The sequence below is a fragment of the Candidatus Margulisiibacteriota bacterium genome, assembly GCA_041658645.1.
Lineage (GTDB): Bacteria > Margulisbacteria > WOR-1 > O2-12-FULL-45-9 > XYB2-FULL-48-7 > JBAZZV01.
This window is the reverse complement of sequence record JBAZZV010000001.1, coordinates 68,369-90,754: the sequence shown is the minus strand read 5'-3', so window position 1 is coordinate 90,754 and position 22,386 is coordinate 68,369. Positions and strand designations below refer to the sequence as shown.

25 protein-coding genes are annotated in these 22,386 nt (G+C 55.7%); 19 read left to right on the top strand and 6 right to left on the bottom strand.

All coding sequences use genetic code 11. The features are described from left to right. The first annotated feature begins 23 nt into the window (after positions 1–23). The 18 genes from WC903_00465 (at position 24) to hisD (ending at position 17,576) form a co-directional block, all read left to right on the top strand. Positions 24–1,151: a hypothetical protein gene (locus WC903_00465; protein ID MFA5892429.1), complete on the top strand. Its 1,128-nt coding sequence runs from the start codon at positions 24–26 to the stop codon at positions 1,149–1,151. Positions 1,152–1,206: 55 nt separating this feature from the next. Continuing rightward, complete coding sequence (locus WC903_00460; protein MFA5892428.1) at positions 1,207–2,535, top strand: hypothetical protein; 1,329 nt, start codon at positions 1,207–1,209, stop codon at positions 2,533–2,535. 27 nt (positions 2,536–2,562) lie between these two features. Then, positions 2,563–3,753 carry a hypothetical protein gene (locus WC903_00455; protein ID MFA5892427.1) on the top strand — a complete coding sequence of 397 codons (1,191 nt, stop codon included), beginning with the start codon at positions 2,563–2,565 and terminating at the stop codon, positions 3,751–3,753. Positions 3,754–3,792: 39 nt separating this feature from the next. After that, positions 3,793–5,178: a hypothetical protein gene (locus WC903_00450; GenBank protein ID MFA5892426.1), complete on the top strand. Its 1,386-nt coding sequence runs from the start codon at positions 3,793–3,795 to the stop codon at positions 5,176–5,178. Positions 5,179–5,199: 21 nt separating this feature from the next. Beyond that, on the top strand, positions 5,200–6,309 hold the full coding sequence (locus WC903_00445) for a hypothetical protein (protein ID MFA5892425.1): 1,110 nt from the start codon (positions 5,200–5,202) through the stop codon (positions 6,307–6,309). Continuing rightward, positions 6,306–7,472, top strand: a complete 1,167-nt coding sequence (locus tag WC903_00440; GenBank protein ID MFA5892424.1) for a hypothetical protein — start codon at positions 6,306–6,308, stop codon at positions 7,470–7,472. Before WC903_00445 ends, WC903_00440 begins: the two co-directional genes overlap by 4 nt. After that, complete coding sequence (gene ychF / locus WC903_00435) at positions 7,472–8,563, top strand: redox-regulated ATPase YchF (GenBank protein MFA5892423.1); 1,092 nt, start codon at positions 7,472–7,474, stop codon at positions 8,561–8,563. Before WC903_00440 ends, ychF begins: the two co-directional genes overlap by 1 nt. 68 nt (positions 8,564–8,631) lie before the next feature. Then, positions 8,632–9,036, top strand: a complete 405-nt coding sequence (rpsF, locus tag WC903_00430) for a 30S ribosomal protein S6 (protein MFA5892422.1) — start codon at positions 8,632–8,634, stop codon at positions 9,034–9,036. Continuing rightward, complete coding sequence (gene ssb, locus WC903_00425; GenBank protein MFA5892421.1) at positions 9,020–9,427, top strand: single-stranded DNA-binding protein; 408 nt, start codon at positions 9,020–9,022, stop codon at positions 9,425–9,427. The genes rpsF and ssb (WC903_00425) overlap by 17 nt, the downstream gene beginning before the upstream one ends. Positions 9,428–9,430: 3 nt before the next feature. Beyond that, positions 9,431–9,865: a single-stranded DNA-binding protein gene (gene ssb, locus WC903_00420; protein MFA5892420.1), complete on the top strand. Its 435-nt coding sequence runs from the start codon at positions 9,431–9,433 to the stop codon at positions 9,863–9,865. 13 nt (positions 9,866–9,878) lie between these two features. Beyond that, positions 9,879–10,130, top strand: coding sequence for a 30S ribosomal protein S18 (gene rpsR, locus WC903_00415; GenBank protein MFA5892419.1), 252 nt, complete (start codon positions 9,879–9,881; stop codon positions 10,128–10,130). 1 nt (position 10,131) lies between these two features. Further along, entirely contained in the window at positions 10,132–10,557 is a 426-nt protein-coding gene (gene rplI / locus WC903_00410) for a 50S ribosomal protein L9 (GenBank protein ID MFA5892418.1), read from the top strand. Positions 10,558–10,560: 3 nt separating this feature from the next. Further along, positions 10,561–11,826, top strand: a complete 1,266-nt coding sequence (locus WC903_00405) for an excinuclease ABC subunit UvrC (protein ID MFA5892417.1) — start codon at positions 10,561–10,563, stop codon at positions 11,824–11,826. 40 nt (positions 11,827–11,866) lie between these two features. Continuing rightward, positions 11,867–12,973: a peptidoglycan DD-metalloendopeptidase family protein gene (locus tag WC903_00400; GenBank protein MFA5892416.1), complete on the top strand. Its 1,107-nt coding sequence runs from the start codon at positions 11,867–11,869 to the stop codon at positions 12,971–12,973. Positions 12,974–12,984: 11 nt separating this feature from the next. Next, complete coding sequence (locus tag WC903_00395) at positions 12,985–14,175, top strand: S41 family peptidase (protein ID MFA5892415.1); 1,191 nt, start codon at positions 12,985–12,987, stop codon at positions 14,173–14,175. Beyond that, the gene (locus tag WC903_00390; GenBank protein ID MFA5892414.1) at positions 14,168–15,235 is read left to right on the top strand and encodes a bifunctional phosphoglucose/phosphomannose isomerase; all 1,068 of its coding nucleotides are present in this window, start codon (positions 14,168–14,170) and stop codon (positions 15,233–15,235) included. Before WC903_00395 ends, WC903_00390 begins: the two co-directional genes overlap by 8 nt. After that, positions 15,232–16,314, top strand: coding sequence for an NDP-sugar synthase (locus WC903_00385; GenBank protein ID MFA5892413.1), 1,083 nt, complete (start codon positions 15,232–15,234; stop codon positions 16,312–16,314). Before WC903_00390 ends, WC903_00385 begins: the two co-directional genes overlap by 4 nt. After that, positions 16,308–17,576, top strand: coding sequence for a histidinol dehydrogenase (hisD, locus tag WC903_00380; protein MFA5892412.1), 1,269 nt, complete (start codon positions 16,308–16,310; stop codon positions 17,574–17,576). The genes WC903_00385 and hisD overlap by 7 nt, the downstream gene beginning before the upstream one ends. Here the strand turns inward: hisD and WC903_00375 are convergent. Continuing rightward, a complete protein-coding gene (locus WC903_00375; protein MFA5892411.1) occupies positions 17,554–18,240 on the bottom strand; it encodes a histidinol phosphate phosphatase domain-containing protein in 687 nt (228 codons plus the stop codon). The two genes, hisD and WC903_00375, sit on opposite strands and share 23 nt — an antisense overlap. A 24-nt stretch (positions 18,241–18,264) precedes the next feature. Between WC903_00375 and rlmD the strand changes: the two genes are divergently transcribed. Then, positions 18,265–19,482: a 23S rRNA (uracil(1939)-C(5))-methyltransferase RlmD gene (gene rlmD / locus WC903_00370; GenBank protein MFA5892410.1), complete on the top strand. Its 1,218-nt coding sequence runs from the start codon at positions 18,265–18,267 to the stop codon at positions 19,480–19,482. Between the two features lie 73 nt (positions 19,483–19,555). Here the strand turns inward: rlmD and miaA are convergent, their stop codons facing one another. From miaA to WC903_00345, 5 genes are all read right to left on the bottom strand, one after another. Next, positions 19,556–20,530 (bottom strand): tRNA (adenosine(37)-N6)-dimethylallyltransferase MiaA, encoded by a 975-nt coding sequence (miaA, locus tag WC903_00365; GenBank protein MFA5892409.1) that lies wholly within the window; start codon positions 20,528–20,530, stop codon positions 19,556–19,558. A 20-nt stretch (positions 20,531–20,550) separates the two neighbouring features. Then, on the bottom strand, positions 20,551–20,955 hold the full coding sequence (locus WC903_00360; GenBank protein ID MFA5892408.1) for a HEPN domain-containing protein: 405 nt from the start codon (positions 20,953–20,955) through the stop codon (positions 20,551–20,553). Next, positions 20,948–21,286 carry a nucleotidyltransferase domain-containing protein gene (locus WC903_00355; protein MFA5892407.1) on the bottom strand — a complete coding sequence of 113 codons (339 nt, stop codon included), beginning with the start codon at positions 21,284–21,286 and terminating at the stop codon, positions 20,948–20,950. Before WC903_00355 ends, WC903_00360 begins: the two co-directional genes overlap by 8 nt. A gap of 94 nt (positions 21,287–21,380) precedes the next feature. Further along, positions 21,381–21,557, bottom strand: coding sequence for a hypothetical protein (locus WC903_00350; GenBank protein MFA5892406.1), 177 nt, complete (start codon positions 21,555–21,557; stop codon positions 21,381–21,383). Between the two features lie 116 nt (positions 21,558–21,673). Further along, entirely contained in the window at positions 21,674–22,351 is a 678-nt protein-coding gene (locus tag WC903_00345) for a zinc metallopeptidase (protein MFA5892405.1), read from the bottom strand. Between the last annotated feature and the right edge of the window lie 35 nt (positions 22,352–22,386).

Genomic DNA, 22,386 nt, shown 5'->3' with positions numbered 1-22,386 from the left:
CATATGAATAGGGAGGTTGCGATATGAAGATAATTAAAATTTTAAAAGGAGGCTTGGTGTCGGTTTTTCTAGTCGCCCTGCTTTTGCCGATATTGCAAGGATCGGCTTTTGGCTACGCGGGGATAGTGAAAATAAATTCAGGCATATTGGCCGGCGTTCCTGTGATAGTTTTTTCCGGCTCAAAACCGAATCAAACAACCCCGGCTGATTCACCAAGCACCAATTATACCGTTGAAACGGTCGGTGGCTACGTCGTATATAATATTTATGCCGCGCCGTCCGCCGCCACCTATCTCCTGTTAAAGACAGCCTCTACTTATTCTATTCTGCCGGTCAGCATGGGGACGACCATCCCTCCGACCACGACGTATGACACCGCGACGTTCTACAAGATGGGGCCGCCGAACGATCCTGTTATCCTGGGTAAATTATGGGGCTATGAAACGGCCAAGGTATCGTGGAGCTTGAGCGAAAACACCGACGGAACGGGTTTTGAATATTCCGGTATCGAGCTTCAGCTGGCGACAGATAATGGATATGCAAACTTGGTAGTCAGAATGCCCCAAAATGAGACCTTAACGAGCACCTCAAAAATTTACTCCTGGGCCCTGGGTGAGCTTGTCGACGGGCGGAAATTAACTTCCGGCACGTCATACTGGTTCCGTGTCCGCGGCCTGGTGGATGGAGTGGCTCCTTCAGGTTGGGCGAAAGCAGATTTTACAATGTTAGCTGCTGTCGCCGGCGAATCGACCTGGAATTTCTTTAAGGGATCGAATCTGGCCATCAACCAGCATGAATTGACGGTCGATCCGGCAACAACAACAATTTCTTGTTCCGATGGATTTGGATTGGGCGGATACGTGGAGCTGCCAAAACCGGCCATGGTAAAAAACCTGGTGACGGCCATTAATAAGTTCGCAAAAAATCAGGATAATATTGATAATGCGGTTAACGCCATCGGCTGGTGGGATTCGGTTACCGGCGCCCAGGGGATGCACGGTTACGCGATCGATTATACTAAAACGCCGCCGCAAACCCGTTCCGATGACTCAATTCAGGAGGACTGGGCGGCGGAGCCGCTGGTCTTGGGCCGGACCTACCAGTTCAGCGTCAACGGCTCATTTTCCGGGTTTAAGTTGAAAATAAAATAACGCGTGAGGAGAATAGTTGTTAAAGCGATTTAATATATTTTTAATTGTTGGTCTGATGGCAGCCTGGTTGCCGATTCTCCCGGCCCAGGCGATAACGCCGCCGTTCTTCAATGCCATGTACTGGCTCAAGGGCAACGTGACGGTCGACCAATCGCAGGAACAGGCTCATCCCATCATTCTTGCCCTGTCGAACCGTCAGGTAATTATATATAAGGACGTTTTCCCCGGCCCTTATGTCGGGGGCCAGCTGCACGCCATAACGATCAACATGCCGCCGCCCTCGAAAGTAAAGGGCGATTACATGATGAATATTATTGCTGAGAAAAAACTGCCGATCGTGGCGGGACAGCAATACAAAGTTGCGGTTGTTCAGGGGAAGGATGGTTATGGCATGAATCCGGTCGACGTTACGATCACTGATGTTGGCTATATTACTAAGGACCTGGTCATAAAATACGGTGAAGGACCGGCTTTCCCTTACGGCACAGTGCCTTTGAATATCGAAAGAAGCGGCAGCAATATTAAGGTTTCCTGGGACATCACGGTTTTTGAGTATCAGAACCCAAAGCTATTCATGCTGACCGGCGACGGGACCGGGAAATACACCAATGACGCGGGCTGGGCCACAATCAATGATAAGCTGGGTCTGGGTTTTCCGTTTGAAGGCAGCGACCTGGCCGGCGGCTATATTATTCACAAGAATCAGGTTGGACAGGGATTTGGTGAGGTCTATTTCAAGGGCATCCAAAATACTTTCCCGAATGAAATGGATATCAACCCCAATGTGCCCGGCAATATCTCCTATCTGGCGTCGGCCTGGGCGGTAGGGAAAGTGAATGTGACGGTGGAGAAATCTGGCCAGATGAAATTGCTGGGTCTGCCGGTTTCGGCAGGAAAAGTATCCAATGTTTTTCTCGGGCAACTTGGCGCGAATGAGGTCATTTTACTTCCGTCGACAGTTGGCGGGGGCGGATTGGATTACGTGACGGTTAATAACACTAATGTTACGGGAAATGATTTTCTCGTTGGGCCGGCGGTCGGTTTCTGGCTCAGAAATCCCGGAAGCTCCGATTTAACAATAACCTTTGCCGGCAGTTTGGCAAATACCGCCTTTACAAAGAATCTTTTGGCCTTTGATTTATCAGGAAATCCTTTCCCGCTTTCTGTTGCCAGCGGCGGGTTTGGTGTCGATGGAGATATCATTATGCCGCAGATGCAGACGGGAAACGGCTTGGACTATTTTGTTAAGACGGCTGGAAACTGGGGGCCGAACTTCCCAGCGCTCAAATTCGATGCCGGCTTCTGGTACAAATATGCGGCAAACAATAGAAGATGGAACGTGGTGCCTTTTAGCGACGCAAAAATTGAACAATACAAAAATTGAACAATATTAGATTAATGGAGGGATAAAATGAGAATATGTAATAAAAAGTTTAAATTGGGGGTGTGGTTGGCGGCTACCGGTTTCTTCCTGCTACTGCTCTCTTCTTCCGCCCGGGCGCTGTTAGAAGTCACTTATAATGAATCCTTGGTGATCGATCGTATCCAATATTATTGGGCCGGCGACTCCATGACAGCCGCTTCGACTTCAAGAATTATTAATCCAGACCCGAACATTTTATTTGATTTAGGCAATCCAAACTTTCAAGCAAAGCCAGCGTCTAACCCACCCAGCGCGATTTATGTTTTTGGCTCAAAAGACACAAACAGCCAGACAACTTACATTCGTATCTGGAGCGGCACGGCCCAACAAGATGGAGTAAAATACACTGCACTGCCTTCTTATTCAAATCCTGCCGGAACGCTTAATGCTGTGCCTGTAACTATTGCCTATTCATTTGTTCGGGCGGTCCCTGTTACGACAAAAATAACCCAATATACCGAAACCGGGACCACATTTCTCGACCCACAACTACCGTTATCGAAGAAGGCGACTTTCTCTTCAGCCACGGACCAGATCGGCAACATGACGATTGAGATCGGCAAATCAGACTGGGAAATAACTAAAAATGGCGGCGCGCCGGTCCAGGTAACTGGGCTGCCCGGAACCGGTTTTATTCTTCCGGATAATTTACCCGGCGACGTAATGAGCATGAATGATAAATATATAATCAAGGTAAAACATTATAATTTGTGGGGTCAAGCGGGACCGTGGAGTTCCACAGCTACTTATACTGTTGGTGCTACCGGTGACAGCGGCGGCGGAACTTATTCGATCAATTATAAATTCCTTAAGCCTGGCACAGGGATCAACACGATCGCTATTCCGTTCGACCCGACCGCCGGTAACATTACCGACAAATCAAGCACGGCGATCACCACGGTGGGCGAACTGATCACGAGTATTAATACGCAAATGGGCGCGGATGTTGTCACAGTGTTTGGCTGGTATGACGAAGCGAAACAGCAACACGTCGGTTTGACCTCGATCACCAGTTATACGAATCACGCGGTCACGGGCGGCGTTTCGTACCCGACTGATACCTACGCGACGTATGATAAGATCCTGGTCCTGCCGATCCAGAAGAATCGGGCCTACCAGATCAGCGTGAACAAAGATGTCTCGAGCACTCCTTACACATTGAAGGGAACGGCAAAATAGATTAATTAATGTTCAGGCATAGGTTAGAGGGAAAAAGAATTGAATAAACTCGTTAAATTATTGTTATTGATCCTGGCGATCGGCGTCATGGCTGGCGCGGGGGTTCGGGCTGACCAGCAGCCGGCGCCTTATCCGGCGGCGTTCTGGATCAACGGGACCCTGGATCCCGGCGCGACCGGTTTGACCGCCACCGATCTGGCGGGATTTGATGTCTATGTTTATTCGCAAGCAAATAATTATCTTCAGGCTTACGGGAAGGGGACGACCCAGACCGGCGGCGTATTTTCCGTTAACGCCATCGAAGACCTGCAGATGAACCCGATCACGGCAAAAACATATTATATTGGGGTGGTTGCTAAGACGGTTAACAACACATCATACGGCGTTAACCAGACGGACTTGCCCGTAGTTCAAGCCGACGTCGACAGCGGTTATAAGAACCTCACCGCCAAGTTTTTAACGCTGGCGGCTGGCCAGGGGATCACAACCGAAGTTGACACCGGGCTGTATATCTCCCGGAAGGCGGATCTGCCGGGATCATCCCTGGATATTAGTTGGGACCCGATAAAGATCAAGAGCCCGACGATCTATGCTATGACCGGTGACGGGACAGGTAAGTATGAAAAGGACAATGCCAACAATGTTTGGACGGTCCTGGTCAACGACATGGGCATGGTTGTCGTCCCCGGCGGCACTTACAACGGCGGCAAAGTTACGGCGGGGACCAACGGATTTACTCACGAGAACCAGGTCGGGGCGGGAGCGCCGGAAGAATATTATAAAGCGGTCGCCAAGACTGTGCCGCCTACGCCGTTCGCTGACGCGCCGGCGGTCGGTAAGATGGATAAGACGGTCTATGGGGCCGGGACCGGCGGCGCCAAGTATAACTTTATTTCTACGCCGTTCACCGCCACAAACGACGATCTGGCCAAAACATTCACGACCCAGATCGAAAAGGCCAGAATTGAGGTCTTCGGTTTCAACAATCTAGCGCAGAAATACGATCACGCTGCTTATTCGACAAAATGGGATATCCCAATCCTAATTAATAGGGGCTTGGCTTACTGGATCTATAATCCGCTGGCCAACGATATCCCGATCACCGTAGTCGGCAATGTGCCGGCGAATGATAAAGGATACAGCACAACTTTTTATAAGGGAGCGTTCTACAATGACTTCGCATTACCGCAATGCTGGTCCGGCTTGCTCAAGGACAAGGGGCTGGGAGCAGCCAAAGGGGCGGAAGTCTTTAAGTTTGACAATAAATCACAGTACTATCAACACGCGGTTTACGACGGCGTGAATAAAGATTGGTCGCTGGTCGATCTGGACGGCAAAGGGACGATGGGAGCCCTGAAGATGGAGATCGGCGGCGGGCTCTGGTATTACAACGCAACTTCAAACGACGTGACGTTCAATCCGTAACAAATAAAGGAGAGGATGACAATGAAGAAAATTCGCTTGTTAAAAGGGGGAATGGCTGTTTTGCTGGCCTGGCTGGTTTTCAGCGGACCGGTGCTGGCTATCGCGACAATCCGTAATCCTATTGTTAAAAAAGGCGGTAGCGCGGTCAGCAACGCTTTGATCCAAGCCATTGAAGGGGCCGTGGCTTCGACCGGAAGCGGGACTTATTATTCCGGCACTCTACGGGCTTTTGGTATAACCGATGCATCAGGCATCTGGCAGACCAGCACGTCTATTCAAGACGGGAGTTCCTTTTACCTGAAAGGCTGGAGCGATAATCCCCCGGCCCTGGGTAAATATTACGGGTTCAACGGCCCGTACCAGCTCGGCACGGCCAAAGACACGAACGACGTGGACGATAAGCTGATCAATCTTGATCATAAAGCGGCCGCCCCCCAGACGCCATATATCAACAATATTTCTGAAACGACCGCCCATCCTTATGATAGTGGTCATACCCCGCTAACCACAGTTTCAAACCTGATAGTTTCTTCCTCGCCGCATGCGGTTGATGACGGTATCAGGGAAGTTTCTTCGATGGATTGGTCGTGGGGGCAGGACCCAAATAAATTGACGCTGGACCCAAACCAACATGGCGCCAGTCTCATCCTCCCCTCGACAACCTTAACTCCGGGCGGAACTTATTATTTTGAGGTGGTTTATAACGGCCCCTTTGGCAATAGCCCGCCATGCGCCACTCTCGGCTACACATTAGGGGCCGGTGGTGTCGGCGGCGGGGTCACATCATTGACGATCACGCTCAAGAAAAAAACCGACGGCATGGGAGTCAATTCTATCGGCATGCCTTTCGACGGGCCGCTGGAAGTCCAGAAGGAAGACGGGACCTCGATCCTGACCGGGGTAGCCACCCTGGGCGATTTGATCAAGGCTGTCAATGCCACGGAAACTGCTAAGGTTACCGCCGCGGCTTATTGGGATGAAAGCCAACAGCTTTTTGGGGCCACCTATGACAGTGGCGGGAATAAGCTCTATGTGACCCCGTCCGGTGATCCGGCGGCTTTGACGCTCAAAGCCGGCAAAGGTTACTATCTATCGGTTGATAAGGACGTAACGATCAAACTGAAAAAATGAAAAAGTTAGCGCTGGTTTGCATAGGGTTGGTTTTAGCTTCTTGCGCTTGCCTGCCGTCAGGCATGGCCTTCGCGCAGACGGAGCTGAAACCCCTGATGCCCCCTTACTGGGTGGTCGGGACGGTCGCCGATACCCCGGAATCGACCGTCAACAACCGGCGGATCTTCTTGTTCCGCGATATGACCGAGCTGGGCGAGGGTAAATATGCCGAGAGCAGTTGTTTCGGCGCGGCCAATAGCTTCCTGATCAACGCCTTTGCCATCTTCCCCGGTTCCCTGGTCGTCGGTGATACCTATCGGGTCTCGACCGAGCAAGATGCCAAAGGTTACGGTGCCGATGGTTATGTTAAGATCTCCGGTACCGGGTGGGACGAGGTCAAAGGGATGGCGCTCTCTCTGGGCGGAGGTATTATTCCGCCGGTCGCGGGGGCGCAAGAGCCGGCGCCACGCGTCAAGATCTGGTTTGGCAACCGCCTCTATCAACCAGCGCTGGTCGCCAAGGGCCAGCCATTTGTCGTCTCCAGCAAACCGGATGTCAGGGTAGAGATCAATATTGATGCTCCCTATATGCTGGCAAAAAATATTGACGCTTACGCGGTGACGGTCGATCCGGGAACGAGCAACGTCAAATCATTAAAAGTCGACGCGTCAAGCGTCGCCTCCAAGACCTACGCCGCCGGGACAAGCTCGGCAGAGGACAAATTCAACGCCCTGAGCCTCAAGCTGTCCGTGCCGGAGGCCTTGGCCGAAGGGCCGCATAATTTTGTGGTCAGCGCGCGCTCCGGCGGAACCCTTGCCGCCGCCGCGATCGCGACCGAAACAGCGACCGTTGAAGTGATGGGCGGGCCGCTCCGCCTGGTCGGGCCGCCACTGACCTATCCGAGCCCGTTCAGCATCAGCAAGCAGAAGCTAGTGACCATCCAATACGGGTTGTCGGCTGACGCTAATATCGATATCTATGTCATCGGTGTCGGCGGGGTGAGAGCGAAGAAGTTCACCTTGATGGCCGGCGGCGAAGGTGGTTCAGCCGGGGTCAATAAAGTTACCTGGGATGGCCGGACCGATATGGGAACTCTCGCCGGTAACGCCATCTACGTCGGCAGTTTGATCTCCCGCGATGACGGACGCCTCCTCGGCAAGTTCCGCCTGACTATCGTTGACTAATGGGGTTCACGCTCGGTATCGTCGGTTTGCCTAACGTCGGTAAATCGACCCTTTTTAATCTTCTGGCCCAGGCCAAAGTAGACGTCTCCAACTATCCGTTCACAACTATTAAGCCGAATGTCGGCGTCGTCGCCGTGCCGGACGAGCGGGTCGCCCAGATCGCCGCGGTCGTTGGCTCGGCTAAAACCGTTCCGACTGTCATCGGGTTTTATGATATTGCCGGGCTGGTCAAAGGGGCGCATCGTGGGGAGGGACTCGGCAACCAATTTTTAGCGCACATCCGGGAGGTCAACGCCATTGCCCATGTGGTCCGTTGTTTTCCTGACCCCAATATTACCCATGTCGAGGGGACGGTCGACCCGCGGCGCGATATCGAGCTGATCAATGCCGAGCTTATCCTGGCCGACCTGGCCACGCTGGAGAGTAAATTAGCACCGGTTAAGAGCGCTCTTAAAATTGGCGACAAGAACGTCCTCAAATACCTCCATCTCCTGGAAAAGATCAAGGGAGAGCTTGACTCCGGCCGCCCGGCCCGTAAGGTCTTACCTGCTTTGAGCCATGAAGACCTGGCCCTGCTGGCCGATCTCCCCCTGCTGACCTTCAAGCCGGTCCTTTATGTCGCCAATGTTGATGAGACCGGCAACCGGACGGAAGTTGATGGGGTCAAAGCTCTGGCGGCAGAGGAAAATGCCGGGGTAGTGGCGATCTGTGCCAAACTGGAGGGGGAGATCAATGAACTCCCCCCGGCCGAAGCCGAGGAATACCTGAAAAGCGTCGGTCTGGAAGACTTTGCCCTCCCCCGCCTGATCCGGGCGGGCTACCGACTGCTCGATCTAATAACTTTTTTCACTGCTAACGCCAAAGAATGCCGTGCTTGGACGGTCAAGCAGGGGACCCGCGCCCCCCGGGCGGTCGGCCAGGTCCATTCGGCCATGGAAAAGGGCTTTATTGCCGCCGAGGTCATCGGCGCGGCTGAACTGGTCCGGGCCGGCTCATACGCCGCCGCCCGCGAGCGCGGTTGGCTCCGGACCGAGGGAAAAGAATACCAGGTCAAGGATGGCGACCTGATCTTAGTCCGCTTTACCCCCTGACTTGTGAGCTGACCACTTTTGTGCTACAATATACACTTGCCTGTTGACCCTAAAAGGAGGTTTTGTCCGTGAACCCGTACGAACTAATAATCATAATGGATCCCGCCCACGGCGAGGAAAAAATCGGGCTGGTGGTTGGCAAAGTCGAAGAGAAGATCAAGGAGCTGGGGGGCCAGATCGACAAGACGGAAAAATGGGGGACCCGGCGCCTGCAGTCGATATTGATGAAAGCCAAACGGCTGACCCAGGGCTATTACGTCCTGGTCCGCTTTCAGTCCCCGCCGGCGCTCCCTAACCAACTGATCGGCTACCTCAAGGTGAACGAGAACATTATCCGTTACCTTATTTCCCAGGCGGTAGAGCCGGACGCGGTGAGACCGGAACGGGCCGAGAGAAAGGATATCTCCGGGACGCCGATCGAGGCCGTGGCCGTCGGCGAGATTAAGGGAGAACCGCTTGGCGAATCTAAATAGGATCATCCTGATCGGGCGGCTGACCGCCGACCCCGAGCTCCGCTCTACGAACGACGGCCTGCCGGTCGCCAAATTCCGTCTGTCGGTCGAGCGGCCGGCGACGAGTCACGGGGAAAATGGCGCCGATTTTATCGACATCGTGGCCTGGCGCGGGCTGGCCGAGGTCTGCGGCCAACATTTGAAAAAAGGGCATCTGGCCCTGGTCGAGGGACGGATCCAGAACCGCTCTTTCGAAGACCAATCCGGCCAACGGCGCTGGGTGACGGAAGTGGTGGCCAAGAGCATGACTGAATTGGAGAAGGGTACAGGGTCACGGGTCAAGGAAGAAGCAAAAGTGGCCGTTGACGAAGTCGTCGACGATTCCGGCCTGGAGGGCGACCTGCCGTTCTAAACCATGTATAACAAAGTATTTCTAATCGGCAATTTGACGCGCGACCCGGAACTCCGCTACACGACCAGCGGCATCCCGGTCGCCCGTTTCGCTATCGCCGTCAACCGATTTAAAAAAGGGGGGGCGGCCGAAGGCGAGCAGGACGTTGATTTTATCAACATCGTTGCCTGGCGGCGTTTGGCCGAGATTTGCGGCGAATATTTGAAAAAGGGGCGGCCGGTGGCGATCGAGGGACGCCTGCAGATCAGGACCTTTACCGGCAAAGATGGCCAGCCGCGGACCATGTCGGAAGTCGTGGCTGACGGGATGCAGATGCTTGGGCAACGAAGTCAACCGTCGACAATTAACAGTCAACAGTCGTCAGTTGAAGGCGGACAGAAGACTGAAGACAAAGGACAGAAGACTGACGAAGTCGTCGAAGACGAGATCCCATTTTAAGCGAGGTGGCTAAATGACCAGAGAAGCAAGGAAACCGAAAAAAGAGGGGATGTTCAAGAAGCGCAAGCGGAAGCCGTGCTTCTTCTGCATCGAAAAAGTCGGGATTGATTACAAGGATGTGCCGTTCGTTAAACGCTTTATGACCGACCGTGGCAAGATCGCGCCGCGCCGGATGAGCGGTTGCTGCGCCCTGCACCAGCGGATGGTCGCCGCGGCGATCAAGCGCTCGCGCCAGATCGGCCTCGTGCCGTACGTGGTGGATTAAGATGAAAGTATTATTTTTAGAGGACGACCGGGTCGAAGAAGTCGCCGTCGGCTTTGCCCGCAACTATCTCCTGCCGCGCAAGTTGGCCATTGCCGCCACCGAGGCGGTCGTTGCCGCGGCCGCCAGGCGCCAAGAAAAGAAAAAGGCCGAGATCGGCCAGCGGCGCTCCGAGATGCAAGGCCTCGCCGATAAGCTCTCCGCCGCCGACTTGACCATTAGCGTTGACGTGGGCGAGGGAGGCAAGCTCTTCGGTTCGGTCACGACGGCCGATATCGCCGCCGCGGTCAAGCGGGCGGCCGGGGTAGACTTGGACAAGCGCAAGATCGAGGTGCTGGAGCCGATCAGGATGATCGGCGAGTACAGCGTCGCCGCCAAGCTCTTCCAGGACATTCACGCCAAGCTCAAGGTCAAAGTCGTCGCCAGATAAGCGATGAGCTCCCTGCCGGAGAAGCTGAAGGCGCTGCCGCAGAAGCCGGGCGTCTACCTCTTCAAGGACAAAAGCGGCACCGTCATCTACGTCGGCAAGGCCAAGGCGCTCCGCCGGCGCGTCGCCTCTTATTTTAAACCCAACCCCGAGCTCAAGGTCAGCATTCTCCTGAGCAAACTGCGCGATATTGATTATCTGACCACCGCCTCGGAGCTGGACGCGCTTATCCTGGAAGATGAGCTGATCAAGAAATACCGGCCGCGCTACAACGTGGCGTTGCGGGACGACAAAAGTTATCCTTTTCTGAAGCTGACCGTTAACGAAACTTGGCCGCGGCTCCTGCTGGCGCGGCGCCAAGAAGACGACGGGGCGCTGTATTTCGGCCGTTTCCAGGGGGGGATGGTCCGGGCGGTCATCCGCCTGGTCAAGAAACTTTTCCCGGTCCGCTGGTGCCGGGAGACGCCGCTGAAACCAAGAGAACAGCCGTGCCTCTATTACCACATCGGCGCTTGCGCCGGCCCCTGTGTCGGCCGGATCTCGCGCCGGGATTACCGCTCGCTGGTCGAGGGGATCAAGCTCCTCTTGGCTGGTCAGACCGAGGCGGCCCTGGGTCAGTTGGCCAGCGAGATGAAAAAAGCGGCGGCCGCCCAGGATTTTGAGCGGGCGAAATATTTCCGCGACAGCAGTCAATTGTTGCGGAAGATGATGGCCGGGAAAGCCAACCTCTCCCGGTCGCCGCTCCCCCAGGCGCTGGGCGACGTGACCGAATTACAACAAGTATTACATTTGTCCCGGCCGCCGTTGCGCTTGGAATGTTTCGACATCTCCAATATTCAGGGGACCAATATTGTCGGTTCCATGGTCGCCTTCCTCGGCGGAGTGCCGCTGAAGAGCGATTACCGGCGCTTCAAGGTGCGAAGCGTCGTCGGCCGGCCGAACGATGTCCAAGCGATCTATGAAGTGGTCAAGCGGCGCTATGGCGGTTCCCTGGCGAAAAAGATGGCTAGACCCGACTTGGTCATGGTCGACGGCGGCCCGGCCCAGGTCGCTTTTGGCCGCAAAGCCTTGCTCGAGACCGGCTGTTCCGACCTGCCGCTGATCGGTCTGGCCAAACGGGAAGAGGAGATCTTCTTTCCCGGGAAGAGCCGGTCGCTACGGTTACCCAAGAGTTCGGCCGCGCTGCGGCTGCTGCAGCGGGCCCGGGACGAAGCGCACCGTTTTGCGGTGACCTTCCACCGGCAACGGCGCCGCCAGGCCTTCTTCGGATAACCTTGAGGGGGCTCCGCGTATGTGTTATTATCTTAAATTAATGAGGTTTATCAGTTGCCTGCTCGGGGTGTGCCTGCTGTTTGGTGCCGCCTCGGCTGAAATGAGCGTCGAGCAGGCCAAGCTGGAGAAGATCCAGCATGAACTGAAGGCGAGCCAGGAAAAACTGAAGCTGACCAAGCAACAACAGCAGGAAGTCCTGGGGAAGATGGTGGTTGTGACGCAGGAGTTGCGGCTGACCAACCGGAAGCTCAACCGGGCCAAGACCAAAGTGCAGGAGAACGAAGTGAAGATCGGCGAACTGACGGTCGAGCTCAAGCAGAGCGAGGGCGAGCTGGAAAGGAAATCGAGCCTTCTGGAGCGGCGGGTGCGCGAAGCGTACAAGAACGGCCGGATCAGCTACCTTGACCTGCTCCTTGGCGCGACCTCGATGTCCGATCTCCTGAACCGGCTCTATTATTTTGAAAAGATCGTGACGCGCGACGCAAATCTAATAAGGGGCGTCAGGCAAGATTTGCTACAGACCAAGTCGGCCCGCCAGGACCTGAACCAGCGGACCCGGGAGATCAAGGTGCTGGCCGCGGTTATTGCCGAGAGCAAAGAGAAGATCGCCGATCAGCTGGCGGAAAAGAAGAAAGCCTTTGAGGAGCTCAAGTCGCGGCGGGCCGAGTCGGAACAGAAGATCGCCGAGCTGGAGCGAAGCTCGCAGGAGCTCGAGCTATTGATCCAGAAGAAAATGGCCGAGCGTTCGCGCGCCGGCCTGGTCGCCCACGGCAGCGGCGTCTTTATCTGGCCGCTCCAGGGGCGGATCACTTCGCGCTACGGTGTTTACCGGCGGCGCGGTTCACGCCACACTGGGGTGGATATTGCCACTACCTACGGGACGCCGATCCACGCGGCCGACGCCGGTGAGGTCATTTTTTCCGGCTGGTGGGATGGTTACGGCAAGGCGATCGTCATCGACCACGGCCGGGGGCTGGCCACCGTTTATGGCCACATGTCGCGTCTTTATCCGTCGGTCGGGGCGACGGTGGCTAAGGGACAAACTATCGGACTGGAGGGGAGCACCGGTTATTCGACCGGCCCGCACCTCCACTTTGAAGTGCGCAAAAACGGCAAACCGGTCAACCCGATGCCGTACTTACCTTAAAGGAGGAAAATATGTCGCTGTTCAAACGGTCCCGGTTCTGGATCCTGTTGCTGGTGGCGCTGACCGCTTTTTCCATCGGCCGGGTGATCGCCCAGGGGGAGCTCGACCGCAAACTGGAAACCTATTTGCAAGCGCTGGATATCGTCAAGAACGATTATGTCCATAAGGACCTGGACGACCAGAAGCTGGTCTATGGTTCGATCCGCGGGATGCTGGACGCGCTTGATGATCCCTACACCCGCTTTATGGAACCAAAGTCATACAAGGAGATGCGGCTCCGGATGAGCGGCTCTTATTCCGGTATCGGCATCTATATCGGCATCAAGGATAAGGTCCTGACCGCTATTTCGCCGATCGAGGACACGCCGGCCAAAAAGGCCGGGTTGAGGGCGGGCGACGCCATCCTCAAGATCGACGGCAAGGAGACCAAGGAGATGGCGCTGGAGGAAGCGGTCAGCCTGATCCGCGGCCCGCAGGGGAGCAAGGTCAAACTTAATATCTACCGCCGGACCTGGAAAGAACCGAAGGATTTTGACATTCCCCGGGCCAAGATAGTGATCAAGAGCGCCGTAGCCAAAAAACTGAGCGGCAACATCGGTTACATCAAGCTTAACACCTTTGAGAACGTGGCGGCGGCGCGCGAGTTCGAGAAAGGGCTGCGCGATCTGCGCGACACCGACGGCCTGATCATCGATGTCCGCGGCAACGGCGGCGGGCTGCTGCAAAACGCGATCGACATCGGCAGTATGTTCATCCCCACGCCGGGGATGATCGTCCAGACCGTCGACCGCGAAGGCCGGCGCGAACAGCTCGAATCGACCGGCCGGGTCCTCTGGACCAAACCGGTCGTTCTGCTGATCAACGAAGGGTCCGCCTCCGCTTCGGAGATCCTGGCCGGCGCCCTGCGCGACAACAAGATCGCCACCCTCGTCGGCAACCACAGCTTTGGCAAGGCGTCCGTGCAGAATGTCCGCCAGCTTAATGACGGCTCGGCTCTCCTGGTGACCATTGCCAAATATCTGACCCCCAACGGTGAGGATATCAACAAACGCGGTATTTCAGCTGAGGTGGTCGTGACAATACCGACGAAAGAAGCTGATGAGGCGCTGGACTCCGACCTGCCGGATGAAGAGAAGGACAGCCAGATCCAGGCGGCGGAGAAGGTGCTCCGGGAGAAAATTGCCGGGGGTCCCAATGGCTAAACCGGAACAGCTGGACAGCGCGGCCACGCTGGGCGCGATCGATCCCCAGGGAATGCTGGCGGTCGTCGGCCGGTGGCCGGAGATGCTGCAGCAGGCGGCCGAGTTTTCGGCGCGGGTGACCGTTCCGTCCGGCCTCCGGGCGAGCCAGGTCATCGTCTCTGGGATGGGGGGATCGGCGATCGCCGGAGATATCGCGGCCGATCTGTTGCTGCGCCAGATGAAGGTCCCGCTCGTCGTCAATCGGAGCTACTCGTTGCCGGAATATGCCGGGCCGGAGACGCTCCTGTTTGCCATGTCCTATTCCGGCGACACGGAGGAGACCTTGAGCGCGGTCAAGGAAGCGGACCGCCGCCAGGTCCAGGTCATGGCTGTCACGGCCGGCGGAAAATTAAAAGAATTGGCCGATAGTAAAAAATATCCCGTTTTTCTCCTCCCGGCCGGTTTCCAGCCCCGGGCGGCGCTCCCCTTTATGTTGGTGCCGCTGCTGACCGGCCTGGCCAAAGCCGGCCTGGCGCCGGACCTGTCAGGGGACATAAGCGAGGCGGTCGCGGTGCTGCGTAAAGTCCGCGACGAATACAGCCCTAACCGGCCGGCGCGCGCCAACCTGGCGAAACAGCTGGCCAAGAAACTGCTCGGCAAACTGCCGCTGATCTTCGGTTCAGCCGGGACGACCGGGGCGATCGCCCTGCGGGCCAAATGCCAGTTCAACGAGAACAGCAAGCAGACCGCCCTGGCCAACGTTTTTCCCGAGCTAGACCACAACGAACTGGTCAGCCTGGCCCAGTTGAAACGGGACAACCATAATTTCGCCGGGATCGTCCTGCGCGACGAGTCCGACAGTGAGCGGATCAAGAAGCGGATCGAGATCACCAAGTCGCTCTTGAGCCGCCAGCTTGGCGGCTTTAGCGAGTTGCACCCGCAGGGGAAATCTCCCCTGGCGCGGGCCCTCTCGCTGATCTGCCTGCTCGACCATGTCAGCGTCTATCTAGCCTTACTGCAAGAGATCGACCCGACCCCGGTCGAAGTGATCGGCCGGTTGAAGAAGGAACTGACAAGGTGAAGGCGGTCATTATTGCCGGCGGGCTCGGGACGCGGCTCCGCCCGCTGACCAATAATACCGCCAAGCCGATCGTCCCGGTCGCCAATCGCCCTTTTGTCCTCCATCAGATCGACCTCCTCCGCCAGCATGGGATCACGGAGATCGTCCTTAACCTCCACTATCTCATGGACAAGATCAAGGCGATCTTGGGGGACGGCCGCAAATACGGGGTGAAGATCTATTATTCGATCGAGGAGCGACCGCTCGGCACGGCCGGCGCCGTCAAGAACGCCGAGGAATTCTTTGACGACGAACCGCTCCTGGTCTTTAACGGGGATGTCCTGACGGACATTAACCTGACGCAGGTGATCGACGCGCATAAAAAGAGCGGGGCCCGGGCCACGCTGACCCTGACCCGGGTCGAAGACCCGACCGCGTACGGCGTCATCATTACCAACAATCAGGGGGTGGTGACCCATTTCATTGAAAAACCGAGCTGGGAGCACCTGGCCAATTTAAAATCTGTCGGCCGGACCGACACGATCAATGCCGGTATTTATGTGCTTGACCCGAAGGTCTTCCGCCACGTCCCGGCCGGTGTCGAGCACTCCTTCGAACGCCAGCTTTTCCCGGCACTCATCGAGAAAGGGGAGTTAGTGTGCGGCTTTATCTCCGACTGCTATTGGATCGACATCGGTAAACCGGTGCAGTACCGTCAGGCGCACGAGGCGATCTTACGAGGAGAAGTGGCGGTCAAGCTCTTTGGCGACCGGGTTGATAACCGGGTCTGGATCGCCGAAAAGACCAAGATCGATCCGAGCGCGAAGCTGGGCGGTCCGGCGATCATCGGCGAGAAGGTGCAGATCGGAGCGAACAGCCGGATCAACGATTACACTGTCCTGGGGGACGGGGTGAGCGTTGGCGCAGAAGCTTCACTGACCGGGGCGATCGTCTGGGCCGGGAGCCGGATCGGCAACCACGCGGCGCTTAACGGCTGCATTATCGGTTATCATTGTCTGATCGAGGACGATGCGGTCATCGGTCCGGGCGTTGTTCTGGCCGACCATTCGGTCGTGAAAAAAGGTTCACTCCTATGCTAAAACGGGTCAGTCCGGCGAAGGTCGCGGCCGAGGTCGAGAGGCTTATTGCCGCCAAAACCCTGCTGGCTGCCCCGCGGGAAGAGGGGGTCGTGGCCGGGATCATTGCCGCCATCCGGCAGGATGGGGACCAGGCTCTTCTTGCCTATACCGAGAAATTTGATAAAGAGAAACTAACCGCCGCCCAGTTGAAAGTGACCCCCCAGGAAATAGAAGCGGCCTACCAGCAGATCAAGCCGGGTTTCCTCGATTCCCTGACCAAAGCTGTCCAGAACATCACCGCCTACCACCGTAAGCAGAAGAGCGACGAATGGTTCGAGACCTTGCCCCTTGATGTTCTGCTTGGCCAGCGCCTGATCCCGCTGGAGAGGGTCGGGGTCTATGTTCCAGGCGGTCGGGCGAAATATCCCTCCACTGTGCTGATGAATGCCATCCCGGCCATGGTGGCAGGGGTCAAAGAGATCGCTTTGGTCTCACCGCCGCCGGTCAGTCCGTACGTTTTGGTCGCCGCGGCTGAAGTCGGCATCAACGAGATCTACCGGGCCGGTGGGGCGCAAGCGATCGCCGCCCTGGCTTACGGCACGGAGACGATCCCCAAGGTCGATAAGATCGTCGGGCCGGGGAACATCTATGTTACTTTAGCCAAGAAACAGGTCTTCGGCCAGGTCGGGATCGAGAGCCTGGCCGGTCCGTCCGATGTCCTGATCATTGCCGATAGCGACGCGGAAGCGGAGTTCATCGCGGCCGATATGCTGGCCCAGGTCGAGCACGATCCGAGCTCTTCCGCGATCCTGGCGACCAATTCAGTTAAATTGGCGGAGAAGGTCGAGAAGGAAATCGGAAAACAAGCGGGCAAACTTTCCCGCCAGGCGATCGTCGCCGCGGCCGAGCTGGTCATCCTCGAGGTTGAGAGCCTCAACCAGGCGGTCGAGATTGCCAACCGGATCGCCCCGGAACATTTGGAACTCGAAGTTGGTTCGCCGCAGCGGCTCCTGGAAAAGATCCGGAACGCGGGGGCCGTTTTTCTCGGCCCTTACTCGCCGGTCGCGGTCGGCGATTACATCGCCGGGCCGAACCATGTTTTGCCGACCGGGGGAACGGCCCGTTTCGCCTCGCCGCTCGGGGTTTACGACTTCGTCAAGCACCAGAGCATTATCGGCTACACCAAGCCGGCGCTGAAAAATGTCTGGAAAGATATCAAGTTACTTGCCGAGATCGAGGGGCTCGACGGCCACGCCCGCTCTATTGACGTTCGCTTCTCTTAAGCAGGATCCGCGGGTTATCGCGGATCACCACCAGCGCTTCCTCGTCCGATAAGCCGGCTTCCTTGCAGATGATAAAAGCCTGTTCCTGGGTGATCAGGTCGGTTTCGTCGTGGCAGTCGGTATCGACGATCAAGCGGGCGCCGTAACGGCGGGCCATTTCTGCCACATGGTGGTTGCCGTCGCGGTGGCCGCGCCGGGCGGTCAGTTCCAGGAAGACCTCATTTTTTGCGGCCAGGATAGCATCCTCTTCGACGAGATCGCCCGGATGGGCCAGGATGTCGACCAGCCCCGCCTCCTTGACCGCGGCATGGTTGGTCCCGGGGTAGACAGACTCGACCGGCGATTCACCATGGACGATGATCAGTTTGGCCCCGCGCTGGCGCGCTTTCAGGCAATACTCTTTGATATATGGCGGTTGGATATAGCTGATCTCGGCCCCGGGGATAAATTTGATCGGCAATTTGCCGCGCATTTCCCGGGCGAACTTGGTCAGACCAGCCAGGACCTCTTCCAGGTTCGAGGGATCAACATGGTCGGTTATGGCCAGGGCGGCATGGCCCCGGACCTCCGCTTCCCGGACGAGGGCGGCGGGGAGGAGGGTTCCGTCGGAAAAGATGGAATGGCTATGGAATTCGCAGCGTTGGCCTAAGTCCCTTTCAGACATGAGACTATGCTATCATATATGAATATGAGCCGCAATTTAGCCAGATGCCCGTATTACGGGACGTGCGGCGGGTGCCAGTTGCAGCACCTCCCCTATGACGAACAGCTAAGCCTTAAGACCAAAATGGTCAAAGAGAGCCTGGCCGGAGAAGGCTTGACCGGGGTAGAGGTTAAGCCGACCCTCGGTATGGAGGATCCCTGGTTTTACCGGAACAAGATCCAGTTCCCGATCAGGGCGCAGAACAACCGCCTGCAAATGGGTTATTTCAAAGCGCGGACCCATGAGGTCGTCAACATCAAGGAATGTTATATCCAGGACCCGTACCTGACGGAGATCGCCGGGATCGCCCGCAAGATCATGGAAGAGCGGGGGCTGACCGCCTATGACGAAAAGAGCGGCCTGGGGTTACTGCGCCATTTTATCGGCCGGAGCGGCTACCAGACCGGCGAGATGCTCCTGGGGATCGTCGTCAACGGCCGGGGTTTGCCGGCCGGGTTTACGGTCGCCGACGAGATCAAGAAGCATGAACGGCTGATGCACCGGCTGGTTGGCCGCCACACCGACTACGCGGAACTCGACCGCCCCCAGAAACCGAAGATCGTCGGGATCGTCCAGAACGTCAATCTCACCCGGGGGAATACGATCCTCGGGGTAGAGAACACTAACCTCCTTGGCCTCTCTTTCCTGATGGAGAAGCTGGGCCGCTTCAAGTTCAAGATCGGCCTCAACTCTTTTTTCCAGGTGAACCCCAAGCAGGCCGAACGGCTTTATAACCTGGTCAAGCGGCTGGCCGAGCTGACCGGCAAGGAGAAGGTCGTTGACGCCTATGCCGGGATCGGCACGATCGCTTTTTGGCTGGCCGACAAAGCAGCTGAAGTGGTGGGGATCGAAGAGAACGAGCTGGCGGTCAAGGACGCTAACCGGAATATCGAAATGAACAAGCTGACCAACGTCAAAATGACCGCCGGGGAGATCGAGCATCAGTGCCCCAGGCGGGCCGACGTGATTATTCTCGATCCGCCGCGGGCCGGTTGTTCGCCGATCGCCCTGGCCCGGGTAGCGCGGGCGGAGCCCAAGACGATCATCTATGTTTCCTGCAATCCGCAAACGCTGGCGCGCGACCTTAGACTACTGGTTAAAGAGGGGTACAGTTTAGAAGCGGTCCAGCCGATCGACATGTTCCCGCAAACCGACCATGTCGAAGCGGTGGCGCAACTGCGGCGCAAAGCAGGCGCCAGCTAAGCCGTTTGGGCCGAGGGTTTGCGCAGCAAGCCTTTCTTGCGGCGGATTTCCTTTTTCCGTTTTTGGCGTCGTTTTATTTCTTTTTGTCTCGTTCTTGGCATAGCTTCATTATACCATCTTTTTCGTCAGGGGAGAACCAGTGGACGTCCGAGAAGCGCCGGAACCAGGTCAGCTGACGCCGGGCGAAATTCCTGGTCCGCTTCTTCAGCTCCTCGATCATTTTTTCTTTTGTCCAAAGGCCAGCAAGATATTGGACGACCTCTTTGTAACCGAGCGCCTGGAAGGAGCGAAGTTCTTTAGAGTAGCCCTTGGCCAATAAGCCTTTTACTTCATCGATCAATCCCTGGGCGATCATATTCTCAACCCGTTGGTTGATGCGGGAGTAGAGGGTTTCTCTAGGTAGGTCTAAGCCGATTAACAGATAGGAACCTGCGACTGAACGTCGCGGTCCCTCATTTGTAGAGGCGACCTTTAGGTCGCCATTTAATGGAGGTCTAAAGACCTCCGCTACACGTTTTTGTTGCAGTTCCGAGATCGGCTTCCCCGTCACTTCATAAACCTCCAATGCCCGGATAAGTCTCTTTTTGTCGTTAGCATGGATTTTGGCGGCGGCAGAGGGATCGATATTAGAAAGTCGAGAGTGAAGAGCTGAAGCAGATAGTAGTTCCAACCTGGCCCGAACTTCTTTGTCTTCAGGCGTGATCGGGAAAGCGAAGCCTTCCAACAGTGACCAGAGATAAAGGCCGGTCCCCCCGACAATTATTGGGACTTTACCTTTCTTTTGAAGTTTGAGGTTTGAAGTTTGAGTTTCGCCGACGAAGTCGGCGACGGTCCACTCTTCATCGGGGTTCTTAATATCGATCAGATGATGCGGAATACCCTGGCGTTCTTCGACGGTCGGCTTAGCCGTACCGATGTCCATGCCGCGATAGACCTGCATCGAGTCGGCCGAAATTATCTCGCCGTTGAGTTGCTCTGCGAGCTCAATTGCCAGTTTGGTTTTGCCGACGGCGGTGGGACCGAAGATCAGAATGGTTTTTTTAGTCATGTAAAATAAAAAGGCAGGAGTTAAAGGAAGTCGTTTTTTGACAAGTATTCATTTATTCTCGAAATAAGCTTTTTTGCGGAAAAAATCCTTTCTTCGGCTTCGGCCCCGACGAATTTCTTGGTTACGTCATAATCACTATCTTCTCTGTCATCTTTGGCTTCAATGAATAAATCATTATATTCAGCTTCGATCAACCCGGGCTTAATAAAATGCAGCCCAAAAAGCGTAACGACCCCCTGATGCGTGGACGGCTCCTGACTAACGGTTAATAAAACGGCCTTAACTGAATGAAACATGGCATAATACGCGCTGGAAACGGACTCATCGAAAAGGCCCGCTTTTAAATTCAATTCGGCGCTTTTGAGAGATTCATCCCCTCTTTCCAGTTCAAGCTGGATCTTTTCTTTTAATATTTCTTTATTCAATGTTTATGCCGTCCCGTTCAACATTTTTGATAAAACCGGTTTCCAGTCGTTTCTGGTAAGCATACCGGACTTCGGGAATTAATCGAGGCGAGATCAGAACCTCGTATTTGAGCAATAATTTGTTTACGATTTTAGCGGTCTGGCGTTTCAAGGCGTGATCAACCTGTCCAGTCAGAATAAAAAGATCCAAATCCGACTCCTTATTAAAATCACCGCGGGCCTTTGAGCCGAACAAGAGAATTTGTTTGATATTCTTGCCGGAAAAAGCCCGCAATTCATCATTAAAAGCCCTAACCGCCTTTTCTTCCGTTTCCGTGAGTTTGCCGATCATATTTAAACCTCTAAGAATTCCCTTACTTCCAGCAACAGCATTATAGCTCCTCGACAAGCTCGGGGCAAGGCGTAGTGGTTCCGATGCCGGCCAATTAAAAGCCGAGGATATCCTTGATAAATAGGACAAGGGCGATCGCGTCAAGGTGTACCGTTTCCGCCGGGGTCTCAAAGTTGAAGGTCAGCGGTCGACCCGGGTCGCGGGAGCGGAGTAACTGACCGATGATCGACAAAACCTTTTCCCCTTCAATCCGCTCGAGGCTTTCATGCAAGCCTAAATGTGTGTCGAGCCAGCGCGCCGCGGACCAAGGTCCGAGCCAATTTAGGCAAATTGATGTTAGGCATTCCGCCTATTTATCGTATATAAAATAGGGAAATTTCAGAGAGCCTAGTCTCTCTGGTTGCGGAGGACGAGGAGTCGGACCAGGTTAAGCACCGCCATGGCGGTCGAAGCGACGTAGGTCAGGGCGGCGGCGTTCAGGACCGCCTTGGCCTGGGGCAATTCCCGCTCGGTCAGGAAATGGCCGTCAGCCAGAACCCGGATCGCCCGGGAGCTGGCGTTGAACTCGACCGGCAGGGTGATGACCGAAAAGATAACGGCCAGGGCAAAGAGGATGATGCCAAAATCCATCAACTGCGGCAGGCTGGCGAACATCCCTATGAAGAAAAGAGGAAAGGCGAGCGTTGTCCCGAGATTAGTGACCGGGACGAGGCCGTTCCTCAATTTGAGGGGAACATAAGCTTTGGCATCTTGGATGGCATGGCCGGCCTCGTGGGCGGCCACGCCGATCGCCGCGACCGAATTGCTCCCGTAGACCGATTCCGACAGGCGGAGCTTCCGGGAACGCGGGTCATAATGGTCGGTCAGCTCTCCCCGGACCGGTTCCACGGCGATGCTTTGCAAGCGGTAATCGTCCAGGATATAGCGAGCGACCTGGGCGCCGGTGTACCCCCGGCTGCAGCCGACCTTGGCGTATTTTTTAAAGGTGCTGGAAACCTTCCACTGGGCGTAGATCGCTAACAGGACAGCGGGGATAAGTAAAATGAAAGTAGGGTCGTAAAACATGCTTATATTATAACAAGATTTTATTATTCGTTCAA